The following is a 26,931-nucleotide window of genomic DNA, read 5'->3' on the forward strand; positions in this document are numbered from 1 at the left end:
GAAAAAGGGTTTTGCCTGTTAACGTTGCGTAGTTGCCTTAATAACAATAAGATAGCGCTGTTTTCTTCCAGTTCACTGCCGTACAGGCAGCTTAGAAAATCAACGCCATTCCAACATTCATCAACGCGGCGTTCACTGCCGTACAGGCAGCTTAGAAATATTGCTGAACCGAATCCCATAATGGGCTCCTGTTCACTGCCGTACAGGCAGCTTAGAAATCTTCAGGCATGTTGCAAATATGAGTACGGTCGTTCACTGCCGTACAGGCAGCTTAGAAAGGCGTAATAATTTATAATCTTCTACAGCATCAGTTCACTGCCGTACAGGCAGCTTAGAAATTACCGTCTCGTTTGGGATAATTTTCAGAAATGTTCACTGCCGTACAGGCAGCTTAGAAAAGGCGAGCGGCACAGCCATTGCTCTGACGCAGAGTTCACTGCCGTACAGGCAGCTTAGAAATGTCGCGCAACTGGTCATAAACGCGCAGCGCCGTTCACTGCCGTACAGGCAGCTTAGAAAAGTCCATTCGGCCTGCATGTTTTATCTTCAACGTTCACTGCCGTACAGGCAGCTTAGAAATGGGACACATGAATAGCCTTGCTGGTGGTATATGTTCACTGCCGTACAGGCAGCTTAGAAAGACCATGTTGACCGGCTGGCCGTCCCACGTTGGTTCACTGCCGTACAGGCAGCTTAGAAAAGCACGATAGCCTCCGAGCCGACAGGTGGCACGTTCACTGCCGTACAGGCAGCTTAGAAAAGGAAGCTCTTAATCGTATTGCAGACATAGAAGTTCACTGCCGTACAGGCAGCTTAGAAATTAAATGCGCCAGACCGATGCCGGTCTATTCTGTTCACTGCCGTACAGGCAGCTTAGAAATCTGCTAACGCCGTACGTACTCAGTATCAGACGTTCACTGCCGTACAGGCAGCTTAGAAAGGCCTGGATGCCGTTTCCATCGTGCGGAGTCTGTTCACTGCCGTACAGGCAGCTTAGAAAATCCGCAGCCTCAGACTCATAACGAGCCGTAATGTTCACTGCCGTACAGGCAGCTTAGAAAAGTGTTTGCAGCATAGTTAGCGCGTAGCGCAGGTTCACTGCCCTACAGGCAGCTTAGAAAACCTACATCACCGGGCAATCATCAAATTCACCGTTCACTGCCGTACAGGCAGCTTAGAAACGCCGCACCTTTATCCCTCTCGCGGTCTATAATGTTCACTGCCGTACAGGCAGCTTAGAAAGACCCATGTGACGGCGAATCCACGGCTACGCCGTTCACTGCCGTACAGGCAGCTTAGAAATTGGGTACTGGCTCAACTGCTGGTTCGAAGAAGTTCACTGCCGTACAGGCAGCTTAGAAATCTGTTGTCGCCATAACGCACATACGCCAGATGTTCACTGCCGTACAGGCAGCTTAGAAAGGATGGCTAATTACTATCCTGGAGATAACTATGTTCACTGCCGTACAGGCAGCTTAGAAATGAACTATGTCGGCCAGGCTGGTGCGACAATGGTTCACTGCCGTACAGGCAGCTTAGAAACAGAGACGGGAAACTTTAGCTCCAAGCAGCATGTTCACTGCCGTACAGGCAGCTTAGAAAGTTATTGAAGTTCCTGTGAGTGCCGGCAAAGCGTTCACTGCCGTACAGGCAGCTTAGAAAATGCTGACGCGATCCGATCCCGGGATATCTGCGTTCACTGCCGCACAGGCAGTACCTCTCAAACCAACCCACTGTAATATTCACCAAATCTATTTAAAACCTTATACCATCCAATCTGCACTCTCTATTTTCACAATAGATAAAAAACCTATTCACGCATAAATTATATTCCAGCAAATATATTATTCGTAAAAATAATATATTGTCATGAAAACATGATTTCCCACTTTATTACCACGATGATTATTATTCATTTGATGTCCGTCACATTTGTTTTCATTCATTCTTCGCTAACATACTGCACATTCAACACCTTGAAATAAAAACCCTTGCTATGTCCGTAAACAGCATCACTCCTACAGACTTAAAAACCATTCTGCATTCAAAGCGTGCCAATATTTATTACCTGGAAAAATGTCGCATTCAGGTGAATGGTGGCCGTGTTGAATATGTTACCCAGGAAGGAAAAGAGTCGTTTTACTGGAATATTCCTATCGCGAATACTACGGCGGTGATGCTGGGAATGGGAACCTCCGTTACTCAAATGGCAATGCGGGAATTTGTGCGGGCAGGGGTGATGGTCGGTTTTTGTGGAACCGATGGCACGCCACTTTATTCTGCGAACGAGGTGGATATTGACGTCTCCTGGCTCAGCCCGCAAAGCGAATATCGTCCGACGGCATATTTACAAAACTGGGTCTCATTCTGGTTTGATGAAGAAAAACGCCTGCAGGCGGCAAAGCAGTTTCAGTTTATTCGTTTACAGCAAATCGAAACGCAGTGGGCGGGAGTGCGGATGCAGCGAGAAACTGCTTTTCAGCCTGATAAGGGCACGCTGGAAGCTATTCTGGAACGTGCCAGACAGGGCATGGAAAACGCACAGGATCATACCTCGCTGATGCTCCGGGAAGCGCAGCTCACAAAATCACTCTATAAACTGGCCAGCCAGACCGTGGGCTACGGCTGCTTTACTCGCGCCAAACGGGGTGGCGGGGCGGATATGGCGAACCGTTTTCTCGATCAGGGCAACTACCTGGCCTACGGGCTGGCGGCTATCGCGGCCTGGGTGACGGGAATTCCGCATGGTCTGGCCGTAATGCACGGTAAAACCCGACGCGGAGGACTGGTCTTTGATATTGCTGATTTAATCAAAGACGCTTTGATTATGCCGCAGGCATTTATCGCCGCAATGCAGGGGGAGGATAATCAGCAGTTTCGCCAGCGCTGCATCAACGCGTTTCAACAGGCTGATGCGCTGGATGTGATGATCGCCACCTTGCAGGAAACCTCGCACTTGCTGGCGGGCGTCGAAAAATGAATGTGCTGATTATCTCTCGATGTACCAAACGTGCGCGCGAGCAAAGCTGCCAGATTATCGATCAGTTTGCTGAGCGCACCGGAGACGCGGCGTGGCAGACGACGATAACCATGGAAGGCGTCACCACCCTGCGCAAGCTGCTGCGTAAAACGGCACGCCGCAACACCGCCGTAGCCTGCCACTGGTTGAAAAAAAACGGACAAACCGAGCTGCTGTGGATAGTCGGGAATTTGCGACGCTTTAACGCGCAAGGGCGCGTGCCAACCAATCGCACGACCCTGCAAATTATCCGTAATGACAGCGAACATCGCTGGCAAAGTGCGGAAAGCATCGCCCTGCTGGCGGCGATCGCCGCGCTGTTTCATGATTTTGGTAAAGCGGGGATGTGCTTCCAGCAGACGCTTAAAGGGGAAAGTAAGCACGTCTGTCAGCCGTATCGTCATGAATGGATCTCGGTTCGTCTGTTTGAGGCCTTTGTGGGGGAGCAATCCGATGCGCAGTGGCTGACATCGTTGACGCAGCTTAAAGCCGCTGACGAAAAGGCCATGCTCAACGCGCTGAAGATGGACACAGACAAGAACTGCAGCCTTTTGGGGAACCTCCCGCCTCTGGCGAAAGTGGTGGTATGGCTGATATTGTCGCATCACCGTTTACCGCAGTCGCATTCGACTCGTCCTCAACTGATCTATTGCGAAGGCTGGTTTGAGAAACAGCTGAACGCAGACTGGAACTCGCTTAATCATAAATCCACCGAAAAACATCCTTGGAAAGCGCGCGATTTTAAAAATGTCTGGAAATTCCCTCACGGTACGCCGCTAAAAAGTAAAACCTGGCGCGAGAAGGCCCGGCAGATTGGTAAACGCATCCGTAACCTGCCCGCGCTGCTTCATGCGGGATCGCTGGATAATCTCTTTACTCTTCATCTTGCCCGCCTGTCTCTGATGTTGGCCGATCACGTTTACTCCTCTCAACCGGCTTATTCCGGATGGCAGGATGATGCCGTCCAGTGCTGGGCCAACAGCGACCGCCAGTCCGGGCAGCTTAAGCAAAAGCTGGATGAACACAATGTCGGCGTCGCGCATCTGGCGCTGTTGATGGGGCGTTCTCTTCCGGCGTTGCGCCGTTCATTGCCTGCCATCGCCCGGCATAAAACGTTTCGGGAAAGGGCGAAAGATCCGCGTTTTAACTGGCAAAACAGGGCGTGGGACGTGGCGTCCTCCCTGCGCGAGAAGAGTGAAGAGCAGGGCTTTTTCGGCATCAATATGGCCTCGACCGGATGCGGGAAAACCTTTGCGAATGCCCGGATCATGTACGCGCTGGCAGATGAACAGACAGGATGTCGTTTTAGCGTGGCGTTGGGGTTACGCACGCTGACGCTGCAAACGGGTCAGGCGCTACAGTCGCGTCTGGGGCTGGATGATGACACGCTGGCCGTGCTGACCGGTGCCGCAGCAGTGAAGGAGTTATATCAGGGCAATGATGCTGACGATTCCAGCAGCGCCAGCGACGAAACGTTCTTCGCCAGCCATCACTATGTGCATTACGAAGGGGCGACCAGTCACGGGATTGCTCAGCAGTGGCTGGCGAAAGAGCCGGCGCTCAATCGCCTGGTCAGTGCGCCTGTACTGGTCACCACCATCGATCATCTCATGCCTGCTACGGAAGGCGTGCGCGGTGGCAGACAGATCCCCGCGATGCTGCGCCTGCTGACCAGCGATCTGGTACTTGATGAGCCTGATGATTTTGATGTTGATGATTTGCCCGCCCTGTGTCGGCTGGTGAACTGGGCGGGCATGCTCGGCGCCCGCGTGCTGCTTTCCTCCGCAACGCTGCCTCCCGCGTTAACGGAAGCGCTGTTTGAAGCCTATCGGGAAGGGCGCAGAGCCTGGCAGGCTGCGTGCGGTCAGTCGGACAGACCGATAGGTATCTGCTGCGCCTGGTTTGATGAATATGGCGCGCAGTCACAGGATGTGGCCGACGATGGTCAATTTCGGCAGGCGCATGGCGATTTTGTCAGGCAGCGGATTAAACATCTGCCAGACCAGCCCCGGCTTCGTCTGGGTAAACTGGCCGCCATTGAACCGCTCTCTTCCCGCGCGGCCGATGTTGTCTCTTCGCTGGCACAGACGTTATACGAGCAGATGATCGTGCTGGACGGCGATCATCGCAGCACGCATAAAAGCGGCAAAACCGTGTCGTTTGGTCTGGTGCGGATGGCGAACATCAACCCGCTGGTTGCCGTCGCGCAAGCGCTGATGGCGTTACCTTCTCCGGACAATTACCGCATTCATTACTGCGTGTACCACAGCCAGCACCCGCTGGCGGTGCGCGCGGCGATTGAAAAACGACTCGACGCCGCGTTCACGCGCCACGAACCGGAGCAGGTTTGGGAATTGCCTGAAGTTAAGCGGGCGCTGATGTCACCAGAACAGCACCACCTCTTTGTCGTGCTCGGAACATCCGTTCTCGAAGTCGGGCGCGATTTCGATGCCGACTGGGGGATTATCGAGCCGAGCTCGATGCGTTCACTTATTCAGTTTGCGGGGCGTATTCAGCGCCATCGTCAGAGTGTCCCTGAGCGCGAAAATCTGGTGATTCTCCAACGCAACATACGTGCGCTTCGCGGAGAAAAGATTGCCTACTGCCGACCCGGTTTTGAAACCGAGCAGCATCCGCTGGCTCATCATGACCTTAATGAACTTCTTACTGAAGAAGGCTATCGCATGATCAATGCGAGCCCACGCATTGTTGAGGATTTGCCCGGCAATGCGCTGGCGGCGCTGGAGCACACTCGTTTACGGACCGCGCTGCTGGACAGCGGCGATAAATCAGATGTGGTCGCTGCGTCCTGGTGGCGGCTGCCGCTCACGTGGAACGGTGAGTTGCAGCGGCGGACCCCTTTTCGCCGTGCTTCACCGCAGGAAACTTTCTTTTTGCGTATGGAAGAGGAAGGCGATGAACCTGAGTTTTGCCTGATGCAGGAAAACGGGGTGTTAAAACCTGCGGGAGGGTTTTGCGAACAGCCGTTGTTGATGGCTGAGGGAGTAGCGCCGTGGATGGCGATTGATTATGGCGAGGTATTACAGGCGCTGGCCGAGACGAAGCAGATGGAGCTGGCTGCGGTGTCTCGACGGTATGGCGAAATTACGTTGAGAGTGACCCGGGAGGAGGAAACAGAGAAATGGTTGTATCACCCCGCATTGGGTGTGTTCAGGGAATATCTCTAAGAGTCAGGAGCGAGTATGTCAGTTGAAGCACTAAGCGCTTTCCTTGCTGAGTATATAGCCGGTCGACGGCAAGCAAAGCTGGAAGCATTTGATAAAGCGGCCGCAAAGCGCAGCGAAGATAGCGCAACGCTTGCGGCAGAACGCCGGGAACTGGAACGTCGCTATGAGCCGAAAGCATGGCTGACGGATGCAGCGAAGCGAGCCGGACAAATTAACCTCGTGACCCATGCGGCGAAATTTACCCACGGGGATTCAAAAAGTAGCAGTATTTACAGCGAGGCAGTGGCGCAGGAAGGGTATCTCAGCACCGCCGCGTTGTCAGGTCTGGAATCGGATGCGGTGGGCAACGCTGCTGTTATGGATGTAGCAAAGTTGCTACAGGCTCGAGTCGAAGATGGCGATTCTCTATTGGCTAGTTTTCAGCGTGGCGATCACAGAGCGCTCGCCACTTTCACCGATGATGCTAATCAGTTGAATGAATGGATTGCCGGATTCTCACGAACTTTGATTCCAGGAAAACCTGTTTCGCACGTGTTGGCGAAGCAAAGTTATTTCCCTGTTGGTGATGATTACCACCTATTAAGCCCGCTCTTTGCCACTTCGTTGGCTCACGTCCTGTATCAGAAAATGGCTGCCGTGCGCTTTAGCGAAGAGGCTAAAGCTATATGGAAAGCTCACAGTAAGAAAACGTGGCATCCCATTCCGCTGACAATATTTCCAAATTCAGCAGAAATGCGTTTTGGAGGCTCCAACAAGCAGAATGTTTCGTATTTCAATAGCGTGAGAAGAGGGGGGATCTGGCTACTTTCCTGCCAGCCGCCGCAATGGACGCAAGTTGAAAAAACGCCGACTGAAGTCCGTTCAATCTTTAAGTTTGGTGAAGAGTTTGATCGTAAAGCTTACGGCATCGTTCAACGCATGCTTACCGTCATAAATCGTCCCGGTAAAAACGTTAAAATTCGCGACGATCGCGATGAATGCATTGATCAGCTTATTGATCTCTTGTTTGAAATATCAACAAAACTCCAGTCTGAAAAATGGCAAAATTGGACGCTTAAATGCCCTGTTCTTAAATCCCATCAGCAGCTCTGGCTCGATCCCTGGCGCACAAAAACAGACGAAGCCTTCCGTCTTGAACGAGAAAAAGACGACTGGCAGGACGCTGTGGCGGAAGATTTTGCCCTCTGGCTCAATGCACGTCTGAGAAAGACACTGCCTGATGTGGGGGAAGTGGAAAAGCGTGTTTGGGAATCACGTACACATTTGCGCATGAACCTGCGAGACATGGAGAAAATTGTCCGGGAGGCTCTGAAATGAGTTCGTTAATCCTACTTCGTCGTATCAAAATTGAAAATGCAAATACTGTTGCTGGCCTTACGTATGGATTTCCTGCAATCACCCATTTTATGGGATTTTCCCATGCGTTATCTCGCAACTTGATGGAAACACACGGGTTAAAAATTGATGGCTGTGCGGTTGTGAGCCACGAGCAACAGATTCATGCGCACAGGTCCAATTATGATTACCATTTCTCTCTGACCCGTAACCCACTGAACCATAAAGGGGAAATTGCACCCTTCAATGAGGAAGGTCGCATGCACTTAACCGTTTCATTACTGCTGGAATGTCACGGCGAAATCCCTAACGGTGAATACGGGCAGCGTGACCTCGCAGCGTTTCTTTCACAGGTGTACCCAACCCTCAGGTTGGCAGGCGGAATGATCACCAATATTGAGTGTATTTCAGTTATGGCGATGCCCACCAGCGGTCAGGAAATTAGTCGATTACAGTGGCAATTGATGCCGGGCTTTACCTTGCGCGATCGCAGTAGCTGGCTGGGTGAGCATCATCAAACGCTTCTGAAAAACGACCCAAATGCCACGCTTCTTGACGCCTGGCTCGACTTTGCTTCGTTAAAAATGCAGGCCGAAACGCCAGAAGAGGGAGATATCCACGAAGGCGACTCGGCCAGATGGCAACATGTTCCTAAGCCCAATTCCGGTTATCTGGTGCCAATAATGACTGGTTATCAGCGTATCTCAGAAATTTATGCTCCTGGCTCTATAACTCCAGTGCGAGATGCAGAAATACCCTTCGCGTTTGCTGAAGCGGTGTATGGCATAGGTGAATGGTGTGGGGTGCATAAAATCCGGTCTCTTGAGGATATTTTTTGGCGTTACCGAACGACAGAAACGGGTTATTACTGTCAGGGCGCGGGCGCGCCAGTGGCATTTGAGCATTTAAATTAAAAGGAATGAATATGGCAAAGGTTTCAAAAGCAGATAAGAAAAAAGGAATGGTACTTGCGTTCGAACGTAAATTGGCAACGTCGGATGCGGTGATGTATTCAGGATGCTGGGAGGGTGAGAATTGGGAACCGATTCGCGTTAAGGAAAAAGCAGTGCGTGGCACTATTTCTAATCGTTTGCACCATCCCACAACAAATGATCCAACTAAATTAGATGCTGATATTACAAAAGCAAACCTTCAGCGAGTGGATGTAGCAGCACTACCAGCAGACGCTGACACGTTAATGGTGAAATTTACACTGCGCATTCTGGGTAATTTGTCCACGCCTTCTTTATGCGATGATCGTGTTTATCATAACGCACTTAAACAGGTGATTGATGACTATACCGATGAGCATGGTTTTTCTGAACTGGCTCGTCGTTATGCAATCAATCTGGCAAACGGTCGCTTTTTATGGCGTAACCGCGTCGGTGCTGAAAAAATTGTCGTAAAAATCACTGGCTGCGGGTCATGGTCGTTTGATGCGTTTGATTATTCGTTGCACAATTTTTCTGCCAGCGATAAGCAACTTGACGAACTGGCGCTTGAAATTGAAAAAGGGCTAAAAGGTGATGGATTTGTCCTGCTGAGTGTTGAGGCGCAGGTGCTTCTTGGCGCAGGGCAAGAGATTTTTCCTTCGCAGGAGCTTGTACTAGACAGCAATAACAATAAAAGTCGTGTTCTATACCAGGTGGATAGTGTGGCAGGAATGCACTCCCAAAAAATTGGCAATGCGATCCGTACCATCGACAGCTGGCATCCACACGTCGCAGAATTTGGTGCGATTGCCGTTGAGCCCTATGGCTCTGTCACTACTCGTGGTGTAGCTTGTCGTCAGCCCATTGGCAAAATGGACTTTTATACACTTCTCAATAACTGGGTGACGAAAAAACAAAAACCAGATGTTGAGCAACAGCATTACGTGATGGCTGTGCTGATCCGTGGTGGTGTATTTGGTGGAAAGGATGATTGAGGAATCGTGATGGATCACTATCTTGAGATCCGTGTCCTGCCCGACCCGGAGTTCAACGAGGAAATGCTGATGGCGGCGCTGATGGCTAAACTGCATCGTGCGTTGGGCCAGCGGGGGCAGGGGGATATTGGTATTAGCTTCCCTGCGCACGGCATCAAGCCCGGCCCGGTATTACGCCTGCACGGTACTCACCCGGCGTTAAGCGAACTCGAATCACTGATATGGCGAAAAGGATTGAGCGACTACTGCATGTCTTCGGACATCCGGCCTGTGCCTGTCGTCAAGCAGTGGCGCTGCGTAAGCCGCGTCCAGGTGAAAAGCAGCGCGCAGCGTCTGATGCGACGCTCGGTAAAAAAAGGATGGCTAACGGAGGAGGAGGCGCAACAGCGTCTTCAGACGATGCAGGAGGCGAGGACGGATTTACCCTGGCTTAACTTGCGCAGTCTCTCTACAGGCCAGCCTTTTAAGCTCTTTATTCGCCATGGTGATGTGCTCTCTGCGCCTGTCTCCGGAATGTTTACGACCTACGGACTCAGCGCGACGGCAACGGTTCCCTGGTTCTGAGAAGCTTAACCGCATCCGCGCTCAGGGTGCGGTTTTTTCAGCCAGGCGGGTATCAAAATTAAAGGGCAGTTGCTGAACTGAATTGAGCGCCGTGTGGAAGGACGGATGTAAGGGGTTAAGGATGGCATTGTTTTCATAAGGAATGATGCAGGAGGGTAAGATGAGCGCGAGGGCGCTTTTAGCGTGCAACCAACCGGTTCCCAGATCCATCGTTGATACGGGGGCCGGATTTTCCTGCCAGTCCTCGGGGAGCCACGCTTTATCCAGGTAATCAATCTGGTCATCCGGGATATCAATGCTGAATAGCTGGTACTGATTCAGTACAGTATCTTTTCGAACGTGCACCAAAATCTCCAGTGAGGCCAGTGAAATGGAGGTGGACACATACACAGCTGGATGGCCTTTATGATTCCACCGCCCGCCATACTGGTTTGCACCACTTCCGCTCCACGCTTCGCTGGCATAGCGCCCTGTCACCAGACGATAAAAAATCATGCGAACACACCATGTTCGAGTCGACCAATCAAGTCGGTGACTTCCAGTGCACCGGTTTCGGTCGCGATCAGGTCGACAGGGGCAACATTTCCCAGCCCGCGCACCGGTGCCTGCAGCCAGTTCCATGCCTCTTCTTTACTGCCAAAATAGTCGACAGCAGCATCCAGCACCCGAACGAAACGGGCCACGCGTTCGCTTTCATCCGGCGTCAGCGTCCGTCCCGCGCTTTTGCGGCGGGCCACGTTACGCTCATTAATGCCAGTGACGCGCAAAATGTCCGCTTTCGACATCGCCGTCCACTCATGGATATTGTCGAGGACGCTGACGGGTAACCCCTGATTGAGAAATTCAATCAGCCGCATACCTCTGTTTGCAGGTAAACCGGCGTACCGCCAAAGCGCATTGTCAGCAGGTTTCTGCGCGGGGATCCATGTTCTCATGTTGCCTCCTGGGTGATGTCATTTGTCATGGCTAAGTATAGTCATTTGTCATAATGAATGGAATGGGTGTTTTTTATGCAGGGGGTATAAGAAGAAGGGTGTTCGACCTTAATTTTTAGTGCGTTTGTAAAGCATTGATATTAAATGGGTATTTTGAGGGGGTAAAAAAGAGGGTAAAAGAAGGGTTTTTAGCTTTTTTTGTATGAAAATCATAATGGTGTGGAGATATCATTTGAGTGCACTGCCGTACAGGCAGCTTAGAAATGCAACGGAGTTGGGATTGCGGCCTGAGCCTGGTGCACTGCCGTACAGGCAGCTTAGAAAAACGGTGCTATTCAGGCCGCGCCGGTTCCTCAGTGCACTGCCGTACAGGCAGCTTAGAAAGTCTGCGATATGTCCACCAGCAATAAGGTTTCGTGCACTGCCGTACAGGCAGCTTAGAAAAAAGTTAAAGTCATAGCTCAGGTTCTGAGGGAGTGCACTGCCGTACAGGCAGCTTAGAAAGTGGTGGATTGCTACGCTGATTGTGAATGGCCGTGCACTGCCGTACAGGCAGCTTAGAAAGTGGTGGATTGCTACGCTGATTGTGAATGGCCGTGCACTGCCGTACAGGCAGCTTAGAAATCGCTGGATGCGGATACCAAATTCTATCTATGGTGCACTGCCGTACAGGCAGCTTAGAAATCTGCAAACGCCCTCCGTACCCAGTACCAGACGTGCACTGCCGTACAGGCAGCTTAGAAATGAAATGGGGCCGTGGCTGCGCCTTCAAAAAAGTGCACTGCCGTACAGGCAGCTTAGAAAGGGCGTGTTAAGCGCATTCAAAAGCGCTTCTAGTGCACTGCCGTACAGGCAGCTTAGAAAATATCGGTATATTCATTGCTGATATATACCTGGGTGCACTGCCGTACAGGCAGCTTAGAAAATGGATTTCACTAGGCCGGTTGATAGCGATCTGTGCACTGCCGTACAGGCAGCTTAGAAAAGAGGGTGGGTCTACGTTCTGGGTAATGAAGCGTGCACTGCCGTACAGGCAGCTTAGAAAAACCCAGTGGCAAAAGATCGCGATGAAAATCCGTGCACTGCCGTACAGGCAGCTTAGAAAACGTCAGAGACGGTAACGGTACGGGCCAACGGGTGCACTGCCGTACAGACAGCTTAGAAAACCTACCAGCAGCGTACCGGTGGCTTTTGCTCGTGCACTGCCGTACAGGCAGCTTAGAAAGTGAGCCGCAAGCGTCTCGCGGATAACATCGAGTGCACTGCCGTACAGGTAGCTTAGAAAAGAGCCGTAAACATGCTGATCTTGCCAACGGCGTGCACTGCCGTACAGGCAGCTTAGAAAATAGCGCAACACGAAGCGCGGTGACAACGAGCGTGCACTGCCGTACAGGCAGCTTAGAAATCTTTGCAATCTGCCAGATATTCAGTAAGAGAGTGCACTGCCGTACAGGCAGCTTAGAAAACCTACCAGCAGCGTACCGGTGGCTTTTGCTCGTGCATTGCCGTACAGGCAGCTTAGAAAACGAAAGGGAAAACAATGCATTCACTTGCGCATTCCACTGCCGTACACGCAGCTTAGCAAAATAGAAAATAAGGTCTCCCCCTCCTTACTTTCTACACTGTCGAGCAGACAGCCCTGAAGCTGAAACGAACCGCCAAATAATTGTTCAACTAATCGACTGCACCACAAAAAAATAAGGCCGGGAAAATCCCGGCCTTATTTAATATTCATCTGCCATTACAGGCGAAAACAATTAGCGACTACGGAAGACAATGCGGCCTTTGCTCAGGTCGTACGGGGTCAGTTCAACAGTCACTTTGTCGCCCGTTAAAATGCGGATATAGTTTTTGCGCATTTTACCGGAGATGTGCGCAGTTACCACGTGACCGTTTTCCAGCTCTACGCGAAACATGGTGTTAGGCAACGTATCAAGTACGGTACCCTGCATTTCAATATTGTCTTCTTTGGCCATCTAATCCTCTGGGGTATCACTACCAAGTTTTGAACCGGCAAGATAATGCCGAAATTCATCAATTAAGTAAAGAATTGCGCGTTTAAAACGCAGCAAAACAGTTTCGGCGCATTGCCCAAGCGTCACGGTACAACCGAACGGAAAGCGCATTCGTAAAGGGGATACAACAGGATTAACGTCAGGACGTTATCTGAAGCGAAGGTCCCAAACGGCGGCGGGGCAACAGGCAGAAGCTACTCTGCGGCATAATTATAACACCCTCACAAAAAATATGCGGAAAACATTTAGGCATTGGGCATAAAGAGCGTTCTCGGTATCCAGAAGTCGCGCGGGAGCTTCTGCTGGCGGCTGGCATCCAGATGTTCGATGTACTGGCGTCGCGGGATCTCAACGGCGCCGAGGGAGGCCGTATGCTCATTGAGGACCTGACAATCGATCAGGTTTCCGCCGCGTTGCGCGAATTCCTGGCAGAAAATGAGCAGCGCGGTTTTCGAGGCGTTCACCGCGCAAGAGAACATCGACTCGCCGCAAAACAGCGTCCCTTGCGCCACGCCGTACATGCCGCCGACGAGTATGCCGTCTTCCCATACTTCGATGGAGTGAGCGTAGCCAAGCTCATGAAGCTGGTGGTAGGCGGTAATAATATCGCGGGTTATCCACGTCCCTTCATGGCGGTCTTGCGCACAGCCTTCAATGACCTGACCAAACGCGTGATTGAGGGTGACGCGGTATGGAGATTTGGCATGGAAACGCTTCATGCTGCGGCTGAGGTGAAACTGCGCTGGCCACAGCACGGCGCGCGGATCGGGCGACCACCATAAAATCGGGTCGCCGGGCGAAAACCACGGGAAGATGCCGCGCTGGTAAGCCATCAAGAGCCGTGCAGGGCTGAGATCCCCACCCAGGGCCAGCAGCCCATTGGGCTCACGTAGCGCTCCCTCCGGCGACGGGAACGCAATGTTATGACGAGAAAGCTGGACCAGGCGCATGACAGCAAAACTCCAGTACGCGAGTGAGGACGCTACAAATATAGTCTACAGACGCTGTTTAAACTGGTAGTAGCGACCCTGTTTCGTCAACAGCTCTGCGTGACTACCTTGCTCAATAATGTGTCCGTTGTCCATCACAATTATCCGATCAAAACTTGCCAGTCCACGCAGGCGGTGTGTGACCATCAGCACGGTTTTCCCTGTCATCACATTCGCAAGTAAATCAAGGATTTGACTCTCAGTCGTCGCATCCAGTCCTTCAGTCGGTTCGTCGAGCAGCATCAGCGGTGCATCATGCAGCAGCGCACGCGCAATCGCCAGACGACGCAGTTCTCCACCGGAGAGCTGACGACCGCCTTCACCCAGCCAGCTGTTCAGCCCGTCGTCCTCAAGCAGTTTTTGCAGCCCGACCTGTTCCAGCGTGGCGCGAAGCGCGTCGTCCGAAGCCTCCGGCGCGGCCAGTAACAGGTTATCGCGCAGGGTGGCGCTAAACAGATGCACACGCTGTGGAACGACGCTGACGGTCTTACGTAGCGCCTGCTCGCTGAAATCTGTCAGCAACGTATTATTGAAGCGAATCTGGCCGCGCTGCGGATCCCAGGCGCGGGTCAACAACTGTAGCAGCGTCGATTTACCGCAGCCGGTGCGGCCAAGGATCGCAATCCGCTGCCCCGCATCAACTGACAGAGTGATACCTTCCAGCGCATTCTGCGCCTGTTTGTCATAGGCGAAGGTCACGTCATCAAGCGTCAGCGTCACCTGCTCAGGCACCGCGGTCTGCGCTGCGCTGAACGTTACCTCAGGCTCCTGCTCGGCAATCTGGGTGATGCGCAGGGCAGAGGCGATCACCTGACCAAGATGCTGGAAAGCGCCCGTTACCGGTGCCAGCGCTTCAAAAGCGGCCAGTGCGCAGAAAACGAAGAGGGCAATAAGCGGACCTGGCTGAGGATTACCGCCAACTCCGCCGGAAGCCAGCCACAGCATGGCGATCACCGCCACGCCGCCGATCAACATCATTAGCGCCTGAGAGAAGGCCGTCAGTTCCGACTGACGGCGCTGGGCTTCGTGCCAGTTCAGCTCCGTACTTTCCATCCGGGCGCGATAGCGCTTGCTTGCGCCAAAAATGGTCAGCTCTGCCTGCCCCTGAAGCCAGGAGGTCAGCTGCTGGCGGTAATCGCCGCGCAGACGCGTCAGGTTTTCCCCCGTGGATTTTCCGGCGCGGTAAAACAGCGGCGGCAGAATAATGAGCGTTAACAGCATGATCCCGCCGAGCGTTAGCGCAACGGGAACATCCAGAATAGCCAGTCCCAGCGTGACCACCACAATCACCACAAACGCGCCCACGATCGGGGAGATCACGCGCAGGTAAAGGTGATCCAGCGTATCGACATCCGCAACGACACGGTTCAGTAATTCACCCTGACGAAAACGCGCCAGCCCGGCAGGGGAGAGGGGCAGCAGTTTGCTGAAGGTGTAGATACGCAGATGCTGCAGGACGCGGAACGTGGCGTCGTGGCTGACTAAGCGCTCGAAATAGCGTCCGGCCGTGCGGGTAATGGCGGTACCGCGAACACCTGCCGCCGGAAGCATATAGTTGAAGCTGTATAATCCGGCGAACCCCGCCACGGCCGAGGCCGACAGGAACCAGCCGGAAAGCGTGAGCAGGCCGATACTGGCGAGCAGCGTCACAATGGCCAGCACAATCCCCAGCGTCAGCATCCATTTATGGCGTTTATAGAGTGCAAGATAAGGCAGCAGAGCACGCATCAGATGTCCTCCTGACGGTTTGCCAGCAGGGCGGCAAACGGCCCCTGCGCGGCAATGAGTGAGGCGTAATCGCCTTGTTCAACAATACGTCCGTTTTCCATCACCCAGATCTCGTCCCAGTCAGCAATTCCTTCCAGCTGATGGGTAACCATCAGCGTGGTTTGTTGCAAGGAGGCGGCGTTCAGCGCCGCCATAACGCGCTGCTCACTGTGTGCGTCCAGACTGGCTGCGGGTTCATCCAGCAGCATCAGCTGGCACGGGTTAAGCAGTGCGCGGGCGACGGCCACGCGCTGCGCCTGTCCAACCGACAGTCCGGCAGACTGGTCGCCAACCACGGTATCTACACCTTGCGGGAGCATCGGCAGAAACTCGCTGACCCAGGCGCGGTCGAGAACCGATTGCAGTTCATCTTCACGCGCATCCGGGCGCGCCAGCAGAACGTTTTCACGCAGCGTAGAGGCAGGCAGTTGCGGATTTTGCCCCACCCAACTGAGCTGTTGACGCCAGGCGTCAGGATCGAGATGACGCAGTTCGGTTTTGTTGATCCGCAGTGAACCGGTGTAGGCCATAAAACCGGATAACGCATTCAGCAGAGAACTTTTCCCGGAACCGCTGGTGCCAACCAGCACCACGCGCTTTCCGGCCGGCAGGGTGAAGTTCAGCGGGCCTGCCAGCACTTTCCCTTCCGGCGAGAGGATGCAGAAATCGCTCGCGTCGAGGGTTACCGACTCTTTGCTGTTCAGCGTCACGTCACCCCGATCCGGATGCGCCAGCGGCGTCTCCAGGAATGTTTTCAGGCTATCAGCTGCGCCAACTGCCTGCGCTTTGGCGTGATAGAACGTCCCCAGGTCGCGAAGCGGCTGGAAAAATTCCGGGGCCAGGATCAGCGCCAGGAAACCGGCGGAAAGGGTCACTGCCGTGCCGTAATGACCGAAATCCAGCGCGCCCAGATAGGAGAAGCCAAAGTAGACCGCCACGAGGGCAATAGACAGCGAGGTAAAGAACTCCAGTACGCCGGACGACAGGAATGCCAGGCGTAACACCTCCATGGTGCGCTGACGGAAGTCCTGCGATGCCCGACGAATGTTTTCGGTTTCCGCTTCACCACGACCAAAAATGCGCAATGTTTCCATGCCGCGAAGACGGTCCAGGAAATGGCCGCTTAAGCGCCCCAATGCCAGGAAGTTACGGCGGTTGGCATCCGCAGCACCCATTCCGACCAGCGCCATAAAGAGGGGAATCAGCGGCGCGGTGCCCATCAGGATCAGCGCAGCCATCCAGTTCACCGGGAAGATGGCGATCACAATCAGCAGCGGAACGAAGACGGCAAGCGCCATTTGTGGCAGATAGCGTGCGTAGTAGTCGTGCATATCGTCAATCTGTTCAAGGATCAACGTCGCCCAGCTTCCGGCCGGTTTACCCTGGATCCACGCGGGCCCGGCTTCCTGCAGACGATCGAGCACCTGACGGCGGATCTCGTAGCGGATATGCTGTCCGGCATGGAAACCGACGCGCTCGCGCAGCCACACCACCCATGCGCGCAGGATAAAAATCAGGACCAGGACGATAAAAGGCATCAGGAGCGCTTCGCGCGGAATGTTCTCCATGATCATGTGGTTAAGAATGCGGGCCAGCAGCCATGCCTGGGCAACAATCAACAGACCACTGACAAACCCCAGAACACGGGAGATCGTAAGCCAGCGGCGGGAAATAACGCTTTGCTGTTTCAGCCAGCGTGTTAACTCTTGTTGACGGGTTTTTTCCATTGCGTATTTTGCAGGTGACGTTATAAGAAATTAGACATCTGCATGTTACACGCGAGCAAAAATAAAGGCGACCTGTGGCCGCCTTTATTTACGTTTGTTACTGACTTGTAAAGATTATTTACCTTGTTCAGCCAGTCCATCAAGATAGCGTTCTGCGTCCAGCGCGGCCATACAGCCGGTGCCCGCAGAGGTGATCGCCTGACGGTAAATATGGTCCATCACGTCACCAGCAGCGAACACGCCAGGGACGCTGGTTTGAGTTGCATTACCGTGAATACCAGACTGCACCTTGATGTAGCCGTTTTCCAGTTCCAGCTGACCTTCGAAGATAGCGGTATTCGGGCTGTGACCGATTGCCACAAACAGGCCAGCCACGTCCAGCGTTTCGACGTTATCGGTGTTCTGGGTGTCACGAATGCGCAGTCCGGCAACGCCCATCTGATCGCCCGTTACTTCTTCCAGGGTGCGATTGGTGTGCAGCACGATGTTGCCGCTCGCCACTTTATCCATCAGACGTTTAATCAGGATCTTCTCGGCGCGGAAAGTGTCACGACGGTGGATCAGGTGCACTTCAGAGGCGATGTTTGCCAGGTAGAGCGCTTCTTCCACCGCGGTGTTGCCGCCGCCGATAACCGCGACTTTCTGGTTGCGATAGAAGAAACCATCGCAGGTTGCGCAGGCAGAGACGCCGCGGCCTTTAAACGCTTCTTCAGACGGCAGACCGAGGTAGCGGGCAGAGGCGCCGGTGGCGATAATCAGCGCGTCACAGGTGTACTCGCCGCTGTCACCCGTCAGGCGGAACGGACGGTTCTGCAGATCGACCTTGTTGATATGGTCGAACAGGATTTCAGTTTCGAATTTCGCGGCATGCTCGTGCATGCGCTCCATCAGCAGCGGCCCGGTCAGGTCGTTCGGGTCGCCCGGCCAGTTTTCCACTTCTGTGGTGGTGGTCAGCTGACCGCCTTTTTCCATACCGGTGATCAGTACCGGTTGCAGGTTAGCGCGTGCAGCATAGACCGCCGCGGTATATCCCGCAGGTCCGGAACCAAGGATTAGCAACTTACTGTGTTTGGTCGTGCCCATGAGATCCCCATTGTTGTTGGCAGGCAATGGGCTGGATTGTAGGGAATTTGTTGCCGTAAAAAAAGAGCACTGGAGTTTTGCTTTCGATATATGCAATAGCTACGCCCGATGGATATGACGCAGTGTTATCACGTCTGCTTCTGAAAATCGCGCGTTTATAAGGCAGTAAAATGAGGATTAATACCCCTCCGTAATGAATATCCGGCATCTTGTACTAAAAATCGATGTTTTGCTTTGACAATCCCCTGCGCTTTTGCGAAAACATTCAAGGAAGAAAAAAAACCGCGTTAACCGTATGCCGCATAGGCATGCACGTAAATGCCATTTTTACCGTGTCAGTGAAATCTACGCATGGCGTGGACAGACGCCATACGTGATGTCGGTGACGGCCTTCGGGCAACGGTCTTCTTACCAATAGAACCCGAATCCGCATCGCGTCAAATACATAACCAGGCGATGTGATGACTAACGGGTACAGGCTCTGAACAGTGATGTGCACAGGGTCCAGGCAGGAGTAGGGAAGGAATACAGAGAGACAATAATAATGGTAGATAGCAAGAAGCGCCCTGGCAAAGATCTCGACCGTATCGATCGTAACATTCTTAATGAATTGCAAAAGGATGGGCGTATTTCCAACGTCGAGCTTTCAAAACGTGTGGGTCTTTCCCCGACGCCGTGCCTTGAGCGTGTGCGCCGACTGGAAAGACAGGGTTTTATTCAGGGCTATACGGCTCTGCTGAACCCGCATTATCTGGATGCCTCACTTCTGGTATTTGTTGAGATTACTCTGAATCGTGGTGCACCGGATGTGTTTGAGCAATTTAACGCCGCTGTACAAAAACTTGAAGAAATTCAAGAGTGTCACCTGGTGTCCGGTGATTTCGACTACCTGTTGAAAACCCGTGTGCCTGATATGTCCGCCTACCGTAAGCTGCTGGGGGAAACCCTGCTGCGTCTGCCAGGCGTGAACGACACCCGTACTTATGTGGTGATGGAAGAGGTCAAACAGAGCAATCGTCTGGTTATTAAGACGCGCTAACACGGAACAGGTGCAAAATCAGCGTAGTTTGATTACACTCCTGTTAATCCATACAGCAACAGTGCCGGGGAGTCCCGGCGCTGTTGTCCGTTTTAGCAAACAGGCAGGATATGCCTGATACCTGGAGAGCCTTTCTTGAGCCAGGAATACACTGAAGACAAAGAAGTCACACTATCGAAGCTAAGCAGCGGACGTCGTCTCCTCGAGGCTTTGCTGATTGTTATTGCCCTTTTTGCCGTCTGGCTGATGGCAGCCTTACTCAGTTTCAACCCTTCCGATCCCAGCTGGTCACAAACCGCATGGCATGAACCTATCCATAATTTAGGTGGTGTACCCGGTGCCTGGCTTGCGGACACGCTCTTTTTCATATTCGGTGTGATGGCCTACACCATTCCCGTCATTATCATCGGCGGATGCTGGTTTGCATGGCGTCATCGTCAGAACGATGATTACATCGACTATTTTGCGGTTTCCCTGCGCCTGATTGGCGCGCTGGCACTGATCCTCACCTCCTGCGGGCTGGCGGCGATTAACGCCGATGACATCTGGTACTTCGCCTCCGGCGGGGTCATTGGTAGCCTGCTCAGTTCTGCGTTACAGCCCATGCTGCACAGCAGCGGTGGCACGCTGGCGCTGCTGTGCATCTGGGCGGCAGGATTGACGCTGTTTACCGGCTGGTCATGGGTGAGCATTGCCGAAAAAATCGGCAGCTTTATTCTCACGATCCTGACGTTCGCCAGCAACCGGACCCGCCGCGACGATACGTGGGTCGATGATGACGACTATGAAGAAGAGTACGAAGAGGAAGACGAGGCCCCGGTACAGCGTCGTGAATCTCGTCGTGCCCGTATTCTGCGCGGTGCCCTGGCGCGTCGCCAGCGCGTCGCGGAAAAATTTGCCAACCCGCTTGGACGCAAAACGGATGCCGCGCTCTTCTCCGGTAAACGTATGGATGAAGATGAGCAGGTTGAGTACCGTGCCGCGGGTGCCGCTGTCGATCCTGATGATGTGCTGTTCTCCGGCAGCCGTGCTACCCCGGGTGAATTTGACGAATACGATCCGCTGCTGAACGGCCATTCGGTCACCGCACCGGTTGCGGCAGCCGCAGCCGCCACGACGGCCGCGCAGGCGTATGCCGCGCCTGTCGAAGCCGTGATGCCCTCCGCGCCGGTTCCACCACCAGAATCCGTTATTCAGCAGCCACACGTTGCGTGGCAGACCGCGCCCGGTGTTCATACGCCGGAGCCCGTTATCGCGCCTGAACCTGAAAGCTATATTCCTGTGCAGCAGGAGCCGTGGCAGCAGCCTTACCAGCCGCCGCAGCCTGAGTATGAACCGCAGCACTATGAGCAGCCTGTGGCCCAGCCGTATCAGGAATATGTGCCTGAACCGGTTGAACCTGCGCAGCCATATGCAGAGCCTCAGCCTGAACCTGAGGTGATGGAAGAGGTGAAACCGTCTCGTCCGCCAATGTACTATTTTGAAGAAGTTGAAGAACGCCGCGCCCGTGAACGCGAGCAGCTGGCGGCCTGGTATCAGCCTGTGCCTGAACCCGCGCAGGAGCCCGTTACGAAGGCACCTTCAGTTTCGGTTCCGCCGGTCGACGCGACGCCTGCGGTTGCACCTGTCGCCGAAAGCGTGAAGCAGGCCACCGTGGCCGCTGCTGCTGTCGCACCTGTCTTCAGCCTGGCTACGGGTGGCGCACCGCGTCCTCAGGTGAAAGAGGGGATTGGTCCACAGTTGCCACGCCCTAACCGCGTTCGCGTTCCTACCCGTCGTGAACTTGCCTCTTACGGCATCAAACTGCCATCCCAGCGTATGGCCGAAGAAAAAGCACGTGAGTCGGACTACGAAGATGACGCAGATGACATGCAGCAGGACGAACTGGCTCGCCAGTTCGCGGCACAGCAGAATCAACGCTACGGTGAAGAATACCAGCACGATGAGCCCGCTCTGGACGATGAAGATGAAGCTGCAGAGGCAGAGTTAGCGCGTCAGTTCGCGGCAACGCAACAGCAGCGCTACTCCGGGGAACAGCCAACGGGTGCCAACCCGTTCTCATTGTCTGATTTCGAGTTCTCACCAATGAAAGACCTGGTGGATGATGGTCCGAGTGAGCCTTTATTTACCCCGAGCGTGATGCCTGAAGCTGAACCTGTGCGTCAGCAGCCTGCCCCGCAGGCCTACGCGCAGCCGCAACAACCGGTTCAGCAGCCGTATGCTCAACCGCAGCAGCCACAACACCAGCCGCCGCAGTTCCAGCAGCCAGCGCCACAGCCGCAGGAGAGCCTGATTCACCCGCTGCTGATGCGTAACGGTGACAGCCGTCCGCTGCAGCGTCCAAGCACGCCGCTGCCTTCACTGGATCTGCTGACGCCACCCCCTGCTGAAGTCGAGCCGGTTGATACTTTTGCTCTGGAACAGATGGCCCGTCTGGTGGAAGCCCGTCTGGCTGACTTCCGCATTAAGGCGGATGTGGTGAACTACTCCCCGGGTCCGGTCATCACCCGTTTCGAACTGAACCTGGCGCCGGGCGTAAAAGCCGCGCGTATTTCTAACCTGTCTCGTGACCTGGCGCGTTCTCTGTCGACCGTGGCGGTGCGTGTGGTGGAAGTGATTCCGGGTAAACCGTACGTGGGTCTTGAACTGCCGAACAAAAAACGTCAGACCGTCTACCTGCGTGAAGTGCTGGACAACACCAAGTTCCGTGATAATCCATCTCCGCTGACCGTGGTGCTGGGTAAAGATATCGCTGGCGATCCGGTGGTAGCAGACCTTGCGAAAATGCCTCACCTGCTGGTGGCCGGTACGACCGGTTCCGGTAAGTCCGTCGGGGTGAACGCCATGATCCTCAGCATGCTTTACAAAGCGCAGCCGGAAGATGTGCGTTTCATCATGATCGACCCGAAAATGCTCGAACTGTCCGTCTACGAAGGTATCCCGCATCTGCTGACGGAAGTGGTCACCGACATGAAAGACGCTGCCAACGCCCTGCGCTGGAGCGTCAACGAGATGGAACGCCGCTACAAGTTGATGTCTGCATTGGGCGTGCGTAACCTGGCCGGTTATAACGAGAAAATCGCTCAGGCGATGCGCATGGGACGTCCGATTCCGGATCCTTACTGGAAGCCGGGCGATAGCATGGATGCCCAGCATCCGGTGCTGGAAAAACTGCCTTACATCGTCGTGCTGGTGGATGAGTTTGCTGACCTGATGATGACCGTAGGTAAGAAGGTGGAAGAGTTGATTGCTCGTCTGGCGCAGAAAGCGCGTGCGGCCGGTATTCACCTTGTGCTGGCCACCCAGCGTCCTTCGGTGGACGTTATTACGGGTCTTATCAAAGCGAACATTCCGACGCGTATCGCCTTTACCGTGTCAAGTAAAATTGACTCCCGTACCATTCTTGACCAGGGCGGCGCAGAGTCGCTGCTGGGTATGGGTGACATGCTCTATTCCGGCCCGAACTCCACCTCTCCGGTGCGTGTCCACGGTGCGTTCGTCCGCGATGAAGAAGTTCACGCCGTCGTGCAGGACTGGAAAGCACGCGGTCGCCCACAATATGTGGACGGTATTACCAGCGATACGGAAAGCGAAGGCGGCGGCGGTGGCTTTGACGGCGGCGAAGAGCTGGATCCGTTATTCGATCAGGCGGTTAATTTCGTCACCGAAAAACGTAAAGCCTCGATCTCTGGCGTCCAGCGTCAGTTCCGCATTGGCTATAACCGCGCGGCGCGTATCATCGAACAGATGGAAGCCCAGGGCATCGTGAGCGAGCAGGGGCATAACGGTAACCGCGAGGTGCTGGCGCCGCCGCCGTTTGATTAACCTTCAGCGATTGCAAAGAAGGGTAAATCACCCAAAATTAAGCATTTTCTTCTGTCGCCTGCCTTCGGGCAGGTCCAGAATAGATGACGGAAACCCCATTTCGGGAAGACGTATTTTAAGGAATAACAATGAAAAAAATCGCCATCGCCTGTGCATTACTCACCAGTTTTGTTGCCAGCAGCGTCTGGGCTGATGCGGCCAGCGACCTTAAAAGCCGACTGGATAAAGTGAGCAGCTTCCACGCCAGCTTCACGCAGAAAGTGACTGACGGCAGCGGCAACGCGGTGCAGGAAGGTCAGGGAGATTTGTGGGTAAAACGCCCGAATCTGTTTAACTGGCACATGACTCAGCCGGATGAGAGCATCCTGGTCTCTGACGGTAAAACACTGTGGTTCTTCAACCCGTTCGTTGAGCAGGCCACGGCAACCTGGTTGAAAGATGCCACCAGCAATACGCCCTTTATGCTGATTGCCCGCAACCAGGCCAGCGACTGGCAGCAGTACAATATTAAGCAGAACGGTGATGAGTTTGTCCTGACGCCGAAAGGCAGCAACGGCAACCTGAAGCAGTTCACCATCAACGTCAGCACCAACGGGACCATCAATCAGTTCGGCGCGGTTGAGCAGGACGATCAGCGCAGCAGCTACCAGCTCAAGTCTCAGCAGAACGGCGCCGTGGATGCATCGAAATTCACCTTCACCCCGCCGCAGGGCGTAACGGTGGACGACCAACGCAATAAGTAAGAGGCATGAGTGAGCAATCTGTCGCTCGATTTTTCAGATAATGCGTTTCAACCTCTGGCCGCTCGTATGCGGCCAGAAAATTTAGCGCAGTACATCGGCCAGCAGCACCTGCTGGCTGCGGGGAAACCCTTGCCGCGGGCCATTGAGGCCGGGCATTTGCACTCCATGATCCTCTGGGGACCACCCGGGACCGGCAAAACGACCCTCGCTGAAGTGATTGCCCGCTATGCCAACGCTGACGTCGAACGTATCTCGGCGGTCACGTCCGGCGTAAAGGAGATCCGCGAGGCAATCGAGCGCGCGCGCCAGAACCGTAATTCCGGGCGCCGCACCATCCTCTTTGTCGACGAAGTTCACCGCTTCAACAAGAGCCAGCAGGATGCTTTTTTACCGCATATTGAAGACGGCACAATTTTCTTCATCGGCGCGACCACCGAAAACCCCTCGTTTGAACTGAATTCGGCGCTGCTCTCTCGCGCCCGCGTTTACCTGCTCAAATCCCTGACCACCGAGGATATCGAAAAGGTTCTCACCCAGGCGATGGACGATAAAGCACGCGGCTACGGCGGGCAGGATATCGTTCTGCCTGACGAAACGCGCAGGGCGATTGCGGAGCTGGTTAATGGCGATGCGCGCCGCGCGCTGAACACCCTGGAAATGATGGCCGATATGGCCGAAGTGGATGATGCCGGAAAGCGGGTGCTGAAGCCGGAACTCCTGACCGAAATTGCCGGTGAGCGCAGCGCGCGTTTTGATAATAAAGGCGATCGTTTCTACGACTTGATCTCGGCGTTGCATAAGTCCGTCCGCGGCAGCGCCCCGGATGCGGCGCTTTACTGGTACGCGCGCATAATCACCGCGGGTGGCGATCCGCTGTACGTGGCGCGCCGCTGTCTGGCGATTGCCTCAGAAGATGTCGGCAATGCTGACCCGCGCGCCATGCAGGTTGCCCTTTCTGCCTGGGACTGCTTTACCCGCGTGGGCCCGGCAGAAGGCGAGCGTGCGATTGCGCAGGCGATTGTCTATCTGGCCTGCGCGCCGAAAAGCAATGCTGTCTATACCGCCTTTAAGGCCGCGATGTCGGACGCACGTGAACGCCCGGATTACGATGTGCCGGTTCATCTGCGCAACGCGCCAACCAAACTGATGAAGGAGATGGGCTACGGGCAGGAGTATCGCTATGCGCATGACGAGCCCAACGCCTATGCCGCCGGGGAGGAGTATTTCCCGCAGGAAATGGCACAAACCCGCTATTATCACCCTACAAACAGAGGTCTTGAGGGCAAGATTGGTGAAAAGCTCACCTGGCTCGCCGGACAGGATCAAAATAGCCCTATAAAACGCTACCGTTAGTTCGATCGTTGCGGTAATGTTGGCATAGTATCCTTGTGACCGCAGGCTGTGGTCACATTTTCCTATTTTAATTCGATAAGCACAGGATAAGCATGCTCGATCCCAATCTGCTGCGTAATGAGCCAGACGCAGTCGCTGAAAAACTGGCACGCCGGGGCTTTAAGCTGGATGTAGATAAGCTGCGCGCTCTTGAAGAGCGTCGTAAAGTTCTGCAGGTACAAACTGAAAATCTGCAGGCAGAGCGTAATTCTCGATCGAAATCCATTGGCCAGGCGAAAGCGCGCGGGGAAGATATTGAGCCATTACGCCTGGAAGTGAACAAACTGGGTGAAGAGCTGGATAAGGCGAAAGCCGAGCTGGACGTTCTTCAGGCCGAAATTCGCGATATTGCGCTGGCGATCCCGAACATTCCTGACGACAGCGTGCCTGTCGGCAAAGACGAGAACGATAACGTTGAAGTGAAACGCTGGGGTACGCCTCGCGAGTTCGACTTCGAGGTGCGCGATCACGTCACGCTGGGCGAAATGCACGCGGGTCTGGACTTTGCGGCCGCGGTTAAGCTGACCGGTTCTCGCTTCGTGGTGATGAAAGGCCAGATTGCCCATCTGCACCGTGCGCTGGCCCAGTTCATGTTGGATCTGCACACCGAGCAGCACGGTTACAGCGAAACCTACGTCCCGTATCTGGTCAACCACGATACGCTGTACGGTACGGGTCAGCTGCCGAAATTTGCCGGCGACCTGTTCCATACCCGTCCGCTGGATGAAGAAGCAGACAGCAGCAACTATGCGCTGATCCCTACCGCAGAAGTGCCGCTGACTAACCTCGTGCGTGATGAGATCATCGACGAAGACGAACTGCCGATCAAACTGACCGCACACTCTCCGTGCTTCCGTTCTGAAGCGGGATCTTATGGCCGCGACACCCGTGGTCTGATCCGTATGCACCAGTTCGATAAAGTCGAGATGGTGCAGATTGTTCGTCCGGAAGACTCCATGGACGCGCTGGAAGAGATGACGGGTCACGCCGAGAAAGTCCTCGAGCTGCTGGGCCTGCCGTATCGTCGTATGGCGCTGTGTACCGGTGATATGGGCTTTGGTGCCTGCAAAACCTTCGACCTGGAAGTGTGGGTACCTGCGCAGAACACCTACCGTGAAATCTCCTCCTGCTCTAACGTCTGGGATTTCCAGGCGCGCCGCATGCAGGCACGCTGCCGCAGTAAATCTGACAAGAAAACCCGTCTGGTGCATACCCTGAACGGCTCTGGTCTGGCTGTGGGTCGTACGCTGGTTGCCGTGCTGGAAAACTATCAGCAGGCAGATGGCCGTATTGAGATCCCTGAAGTGCTGCGCCCATACATGAAAGGTCAGCAGTACATCGGCTAAATATGTGCCTCAAAACAAAAAAAGCGCCTTCGGGCGC

Annotated in this window: 18 protein-coding genes and 2 CRISPR repeat arrays; of the genes, 11 read left to right on the top strand and 7 right to left on the bottom strand. The window is 54.2% G+C overall.

Annotation, left to right across the window (positions count from 1 at the left end):
* Positions 1 to 70: 70 nt before the first annotated feature.
* A CRISPR array of direct repeats spans positions 71 to 1,722; the repeat unit is 28 nt; unit sequence GTTCACTGCCGTACAGGCAGCTTAGAAA.
* Positions 1,723 to 1,996: 274 nt separating this feature from the next.
* From cas1f to cas6f, 6 genes are read left to right on the top strand one after another with little or no spacing between them, the layout of a single operon-like run.
* On the top strand, positions 1,997 to 2,980 hold the full coding sequence (cas1f, locus tag ABFI50_RS16485) for a type I-F CRISPR-associated endonuclease Cas1f (RefSeq protein ID WP_347484541.1): 984 nt from the start codon (positions 1,997 to 1,999) through the stop codon (positions 2,978 to 2,980).
* Entirely contained in the window at positions 2,977 to 6,207 is a 3,231-nt protein-coding gene (gene cas3f / locus ABFI50_RS16490; protein ID WP_347484543.1) for a type I-F CRISPR-associated helicase Cas3f, read from the top strand. Before cas1f ends, cas3f begins: the two co-directional genes overlap by 4 nt.
* A gap of 15 nt (positions 6,208 to 6,222) precedes the next feature.
* A complete protein-coding gene (csy1, locus tag ABFI50_RS16495) occupies positions 6,223 to 7,524 on the top strand; it encodes a type I-F CRISPR-associated protein Csy1 (RefSeq protein ID WP_347484545.1) in 1,302 nt (433 codons plus the stop codon).
* On the top strand, positions 7,521 to 8,456 hold the full coding sequence (gene csy2 / locus ABFI50_RS16500; protein ID WP_347484547.1) for a type I-F CRISPR-associated protein Csy2: 936 nt from the start codon (positions 7,521 to 7,523) through the stop codon (positions 8,454 to 8,456). Before csy1 ends, csy2 begins: the two co-directional genes overlap by 4 nt.
* A gap of 11 nt (positions 8,457 to 8,467) precedes the next feature.
* Complete coding sequence (csy3, locus tag ABFI50_RS16505) at positions 8,468 to 9,469, top strand: type I-F CRISPR-associated protein Csy3 (RefSeq protein WP_121527681.1); 1,002 nt, start codon at positions 8,468 to 8,470, stop codon at positions 9,467 to 9,469.
* Positions 9,470 to 9,478: 9 nt separating this feature from the next.
* Positions 9,479 to 10,033, top strand: coding sequence for a type I-F CRISPR-associated endoribonuclease Cas6/Csy4 (gene cas6f, locus ABFI50_RS16510; RefSeq protein WP_347484549.1), 555 nt, complete (start codon positions 9,479 to 9,481; stop codon positions 10,031 to 10,033).
* Between the two features lie 21 nt (positions 10,034 to 10,054).
* Here the strand turns inward: cas6f and ABFI50_RS16515 are convergent, their stop codons facing one another.
* From ABFI50_RS16515 to trxB, 7 genes are all read right to left on the bottom strand, one after another.
* Positions 10,055 to 10,528: an RES family NAD+ phosphorylase gene (locus ABFI50_RS16515; RefSeq protein WP_347484551.1), complete on the bottom strand. Its 474-nt coding sequence runs from the start codon at positions 10,526 to 10,528 to the stop codon at positions 10,055 to 10,057.
* On the bottom strand, positions 10,525 to 10,968 hold the full coding sequence (locus ABFI50_RS16520; RefSeq protein ID WP_023337017.1) for an antitoxin Xre/MbcA/ParS toxin-binding domain-containing protein: 444 nt from the start codon (positions 10,966 to 10,968) through the stop codon (positions 10,525 to 10,527). The genes ABFI50_RS16515 and ABFI50_RS16520 overlap by 4 nt, the downstream gene beginning before the upstream one ends.
* 236 nt (positions 10,969 to 11,204) lie before the next feature.
* Positions 11,205 to 12,553: direct repeats of the CRISPR family, unit length 28 nt; unit sequence GTGCACTGCCGTACAGGCAGCTTAGAAA.
* A gap of 172 nt (positions 12,554 to 12,725) precedes the next feature.
* The gene (gene infA, locus ABFI50_RS16525; RefSeq protein WP_002211347.1) at positions 12,726 to 12,944 is read right to left on the bottom strand and encodes a translation initiation factor IF-1; all 219 of its coding nucleotides are present in this window, start codon (positions 12,942 to 12,944) and stop codon (positions 12,726 to 12,728) included.
* Positions 12,945 to 13,228: 284 nt separating this feature from the next.
* Positions 13,229 to 13,933 (bottom strand): leucyl/phenylalanyl-tRNA--protein transferase, encoded by a 705-nt coding sequence (aat, locus tag ABFI50_RS16530; RefSeq protein WP_032637078.1) that lies wholly within the window; start codon positions 13,931 to 13,933, stop codon positions 13,229 to 13,231.
* 45 nt (positions 13,934 to 13,978) lie between these two features.
* Entirely contained in the window at positions 13,979 to 15,700 is a 1,722-nt protein-coding gene (gene cydC, locus ABFI50_RS16535; protein ID WP_347484556.1) for a cysteine/glutathione ABC transporter ATP-binding protein/permease CydC, read from the bottom strand.
* Positions 15,700 to 17,466 (bottom strand): cysteine/glutathione ABC transporter permease/ATP-binding protein CydD, encoded by a 1,767-nt coding sequence (cydD, locus tag ABFI50_RS16540; RefSeq protein ID WP_050861610.1) that lies wholly within the window; start codon positions 17,464 to 17,466, stop codon positions 15,700 to 15,702. The genes cydC and cydD overlap by 1 nt, the downstream gene beginning before the upstream one ends.
* Positions 17,467 to 17,580: 114 nt before the next feature.
* A complete protein-coding gene (gene trxB, locus ABFI50_RS16545) occupies positions 17,581 to 18,549 on the bottom strand; it encodes a thioredoxin-disulfide reductase (RefSeq protein WP_023332535.1) in 969 nt (322 codons plus the stop codon).
* Positions 18,550 to 19,093: 544 nt separating this feature from the next.
* Between trxB and lrp the strand changes: the two genes are divergently transcribed.
* The 5 genes from lrp to serS all read left to right on the top strand — a co-directional run bounded on the left by lrp (position 19,094) and on the right by serS (position 26,894).
* Complete coding sequence (lrp, locus tag ABFI50_RS16550) at positions 19,094 to 19,588, top strand: leucine-responsive transcriptional regulator Lrp (protein ID WP_000228469.1); 495 nt, start codon at positions 19,094 to 19,096, stop codon at positions 19,586 to 19,588.
* Positions 19,589 to 19,723: 135 nt separating this feature from the next.
* Positions 19,724 to 23,413 carry a DNA translocase FtsK 4TM domain-containing protein gene (locus ABFI50_RS16555; protein ID WP_347484563.1) on the top strand — a complete coding sequence of 1,230 codons (3,690 nt, stop codon included), beginning with the start codon at positions 19,724 to 19,726 and terminating at the stop codon, positions 23,411 to 23,413.
* Positions 23,414 to 23,541: 128 nt separating this feature from the next.
* Complete coding sequence (lolA, locus tag ABFI50_RS16560; protein WP_014883204.1) at positions 23,542 to 24,156, top strand: outer membrane lipoprotein chaperone LolA; 615 nt, start codon at positions 23,542 to 23,544, stop codon at positions 24,154 to 24,156.
* 9 nt (positions 24,157 to 24,165) lie between these two features.
* Complete coding sequence (gene rarA, locus ABFI50_RS16565) at positions 24,166 to 25,509, top strand: replication-associated recombination protein RarA (RefSeq protein ID WP_347484566.1); 1,344 nt, start codon at positions 24,166 to 24,168, stop codon at positions 25,507 to 25,509.
* Positions 25,510 to 25,601: 92 nt separating this feature from the next.
* On the top strand, positions 25,602 to 26,894 hold the full coding sequence (gene serS, locus ABFI50_RS16570; protein WP_347484567.1) for a serine--tRNA ligase: 1,293 nt from the start codon (positions 25,602 to 25,604) through the stop codon (positions 26,892 to 26,894).
* Positions 26,895 to 26,931 lie beyond the last annotated feature (37 nt).

Origin of the sequence: Enterobacter sp. HNDS-6 (assembly GCF_039850505.1) — a bacterium.
Classification (GTDB): Bacteria; Pseudomonadota; Gammaproteobacteria; order Enterobacterales; family Enterobacteriaceae; genus Enterobacter; species Enterobacter kobei.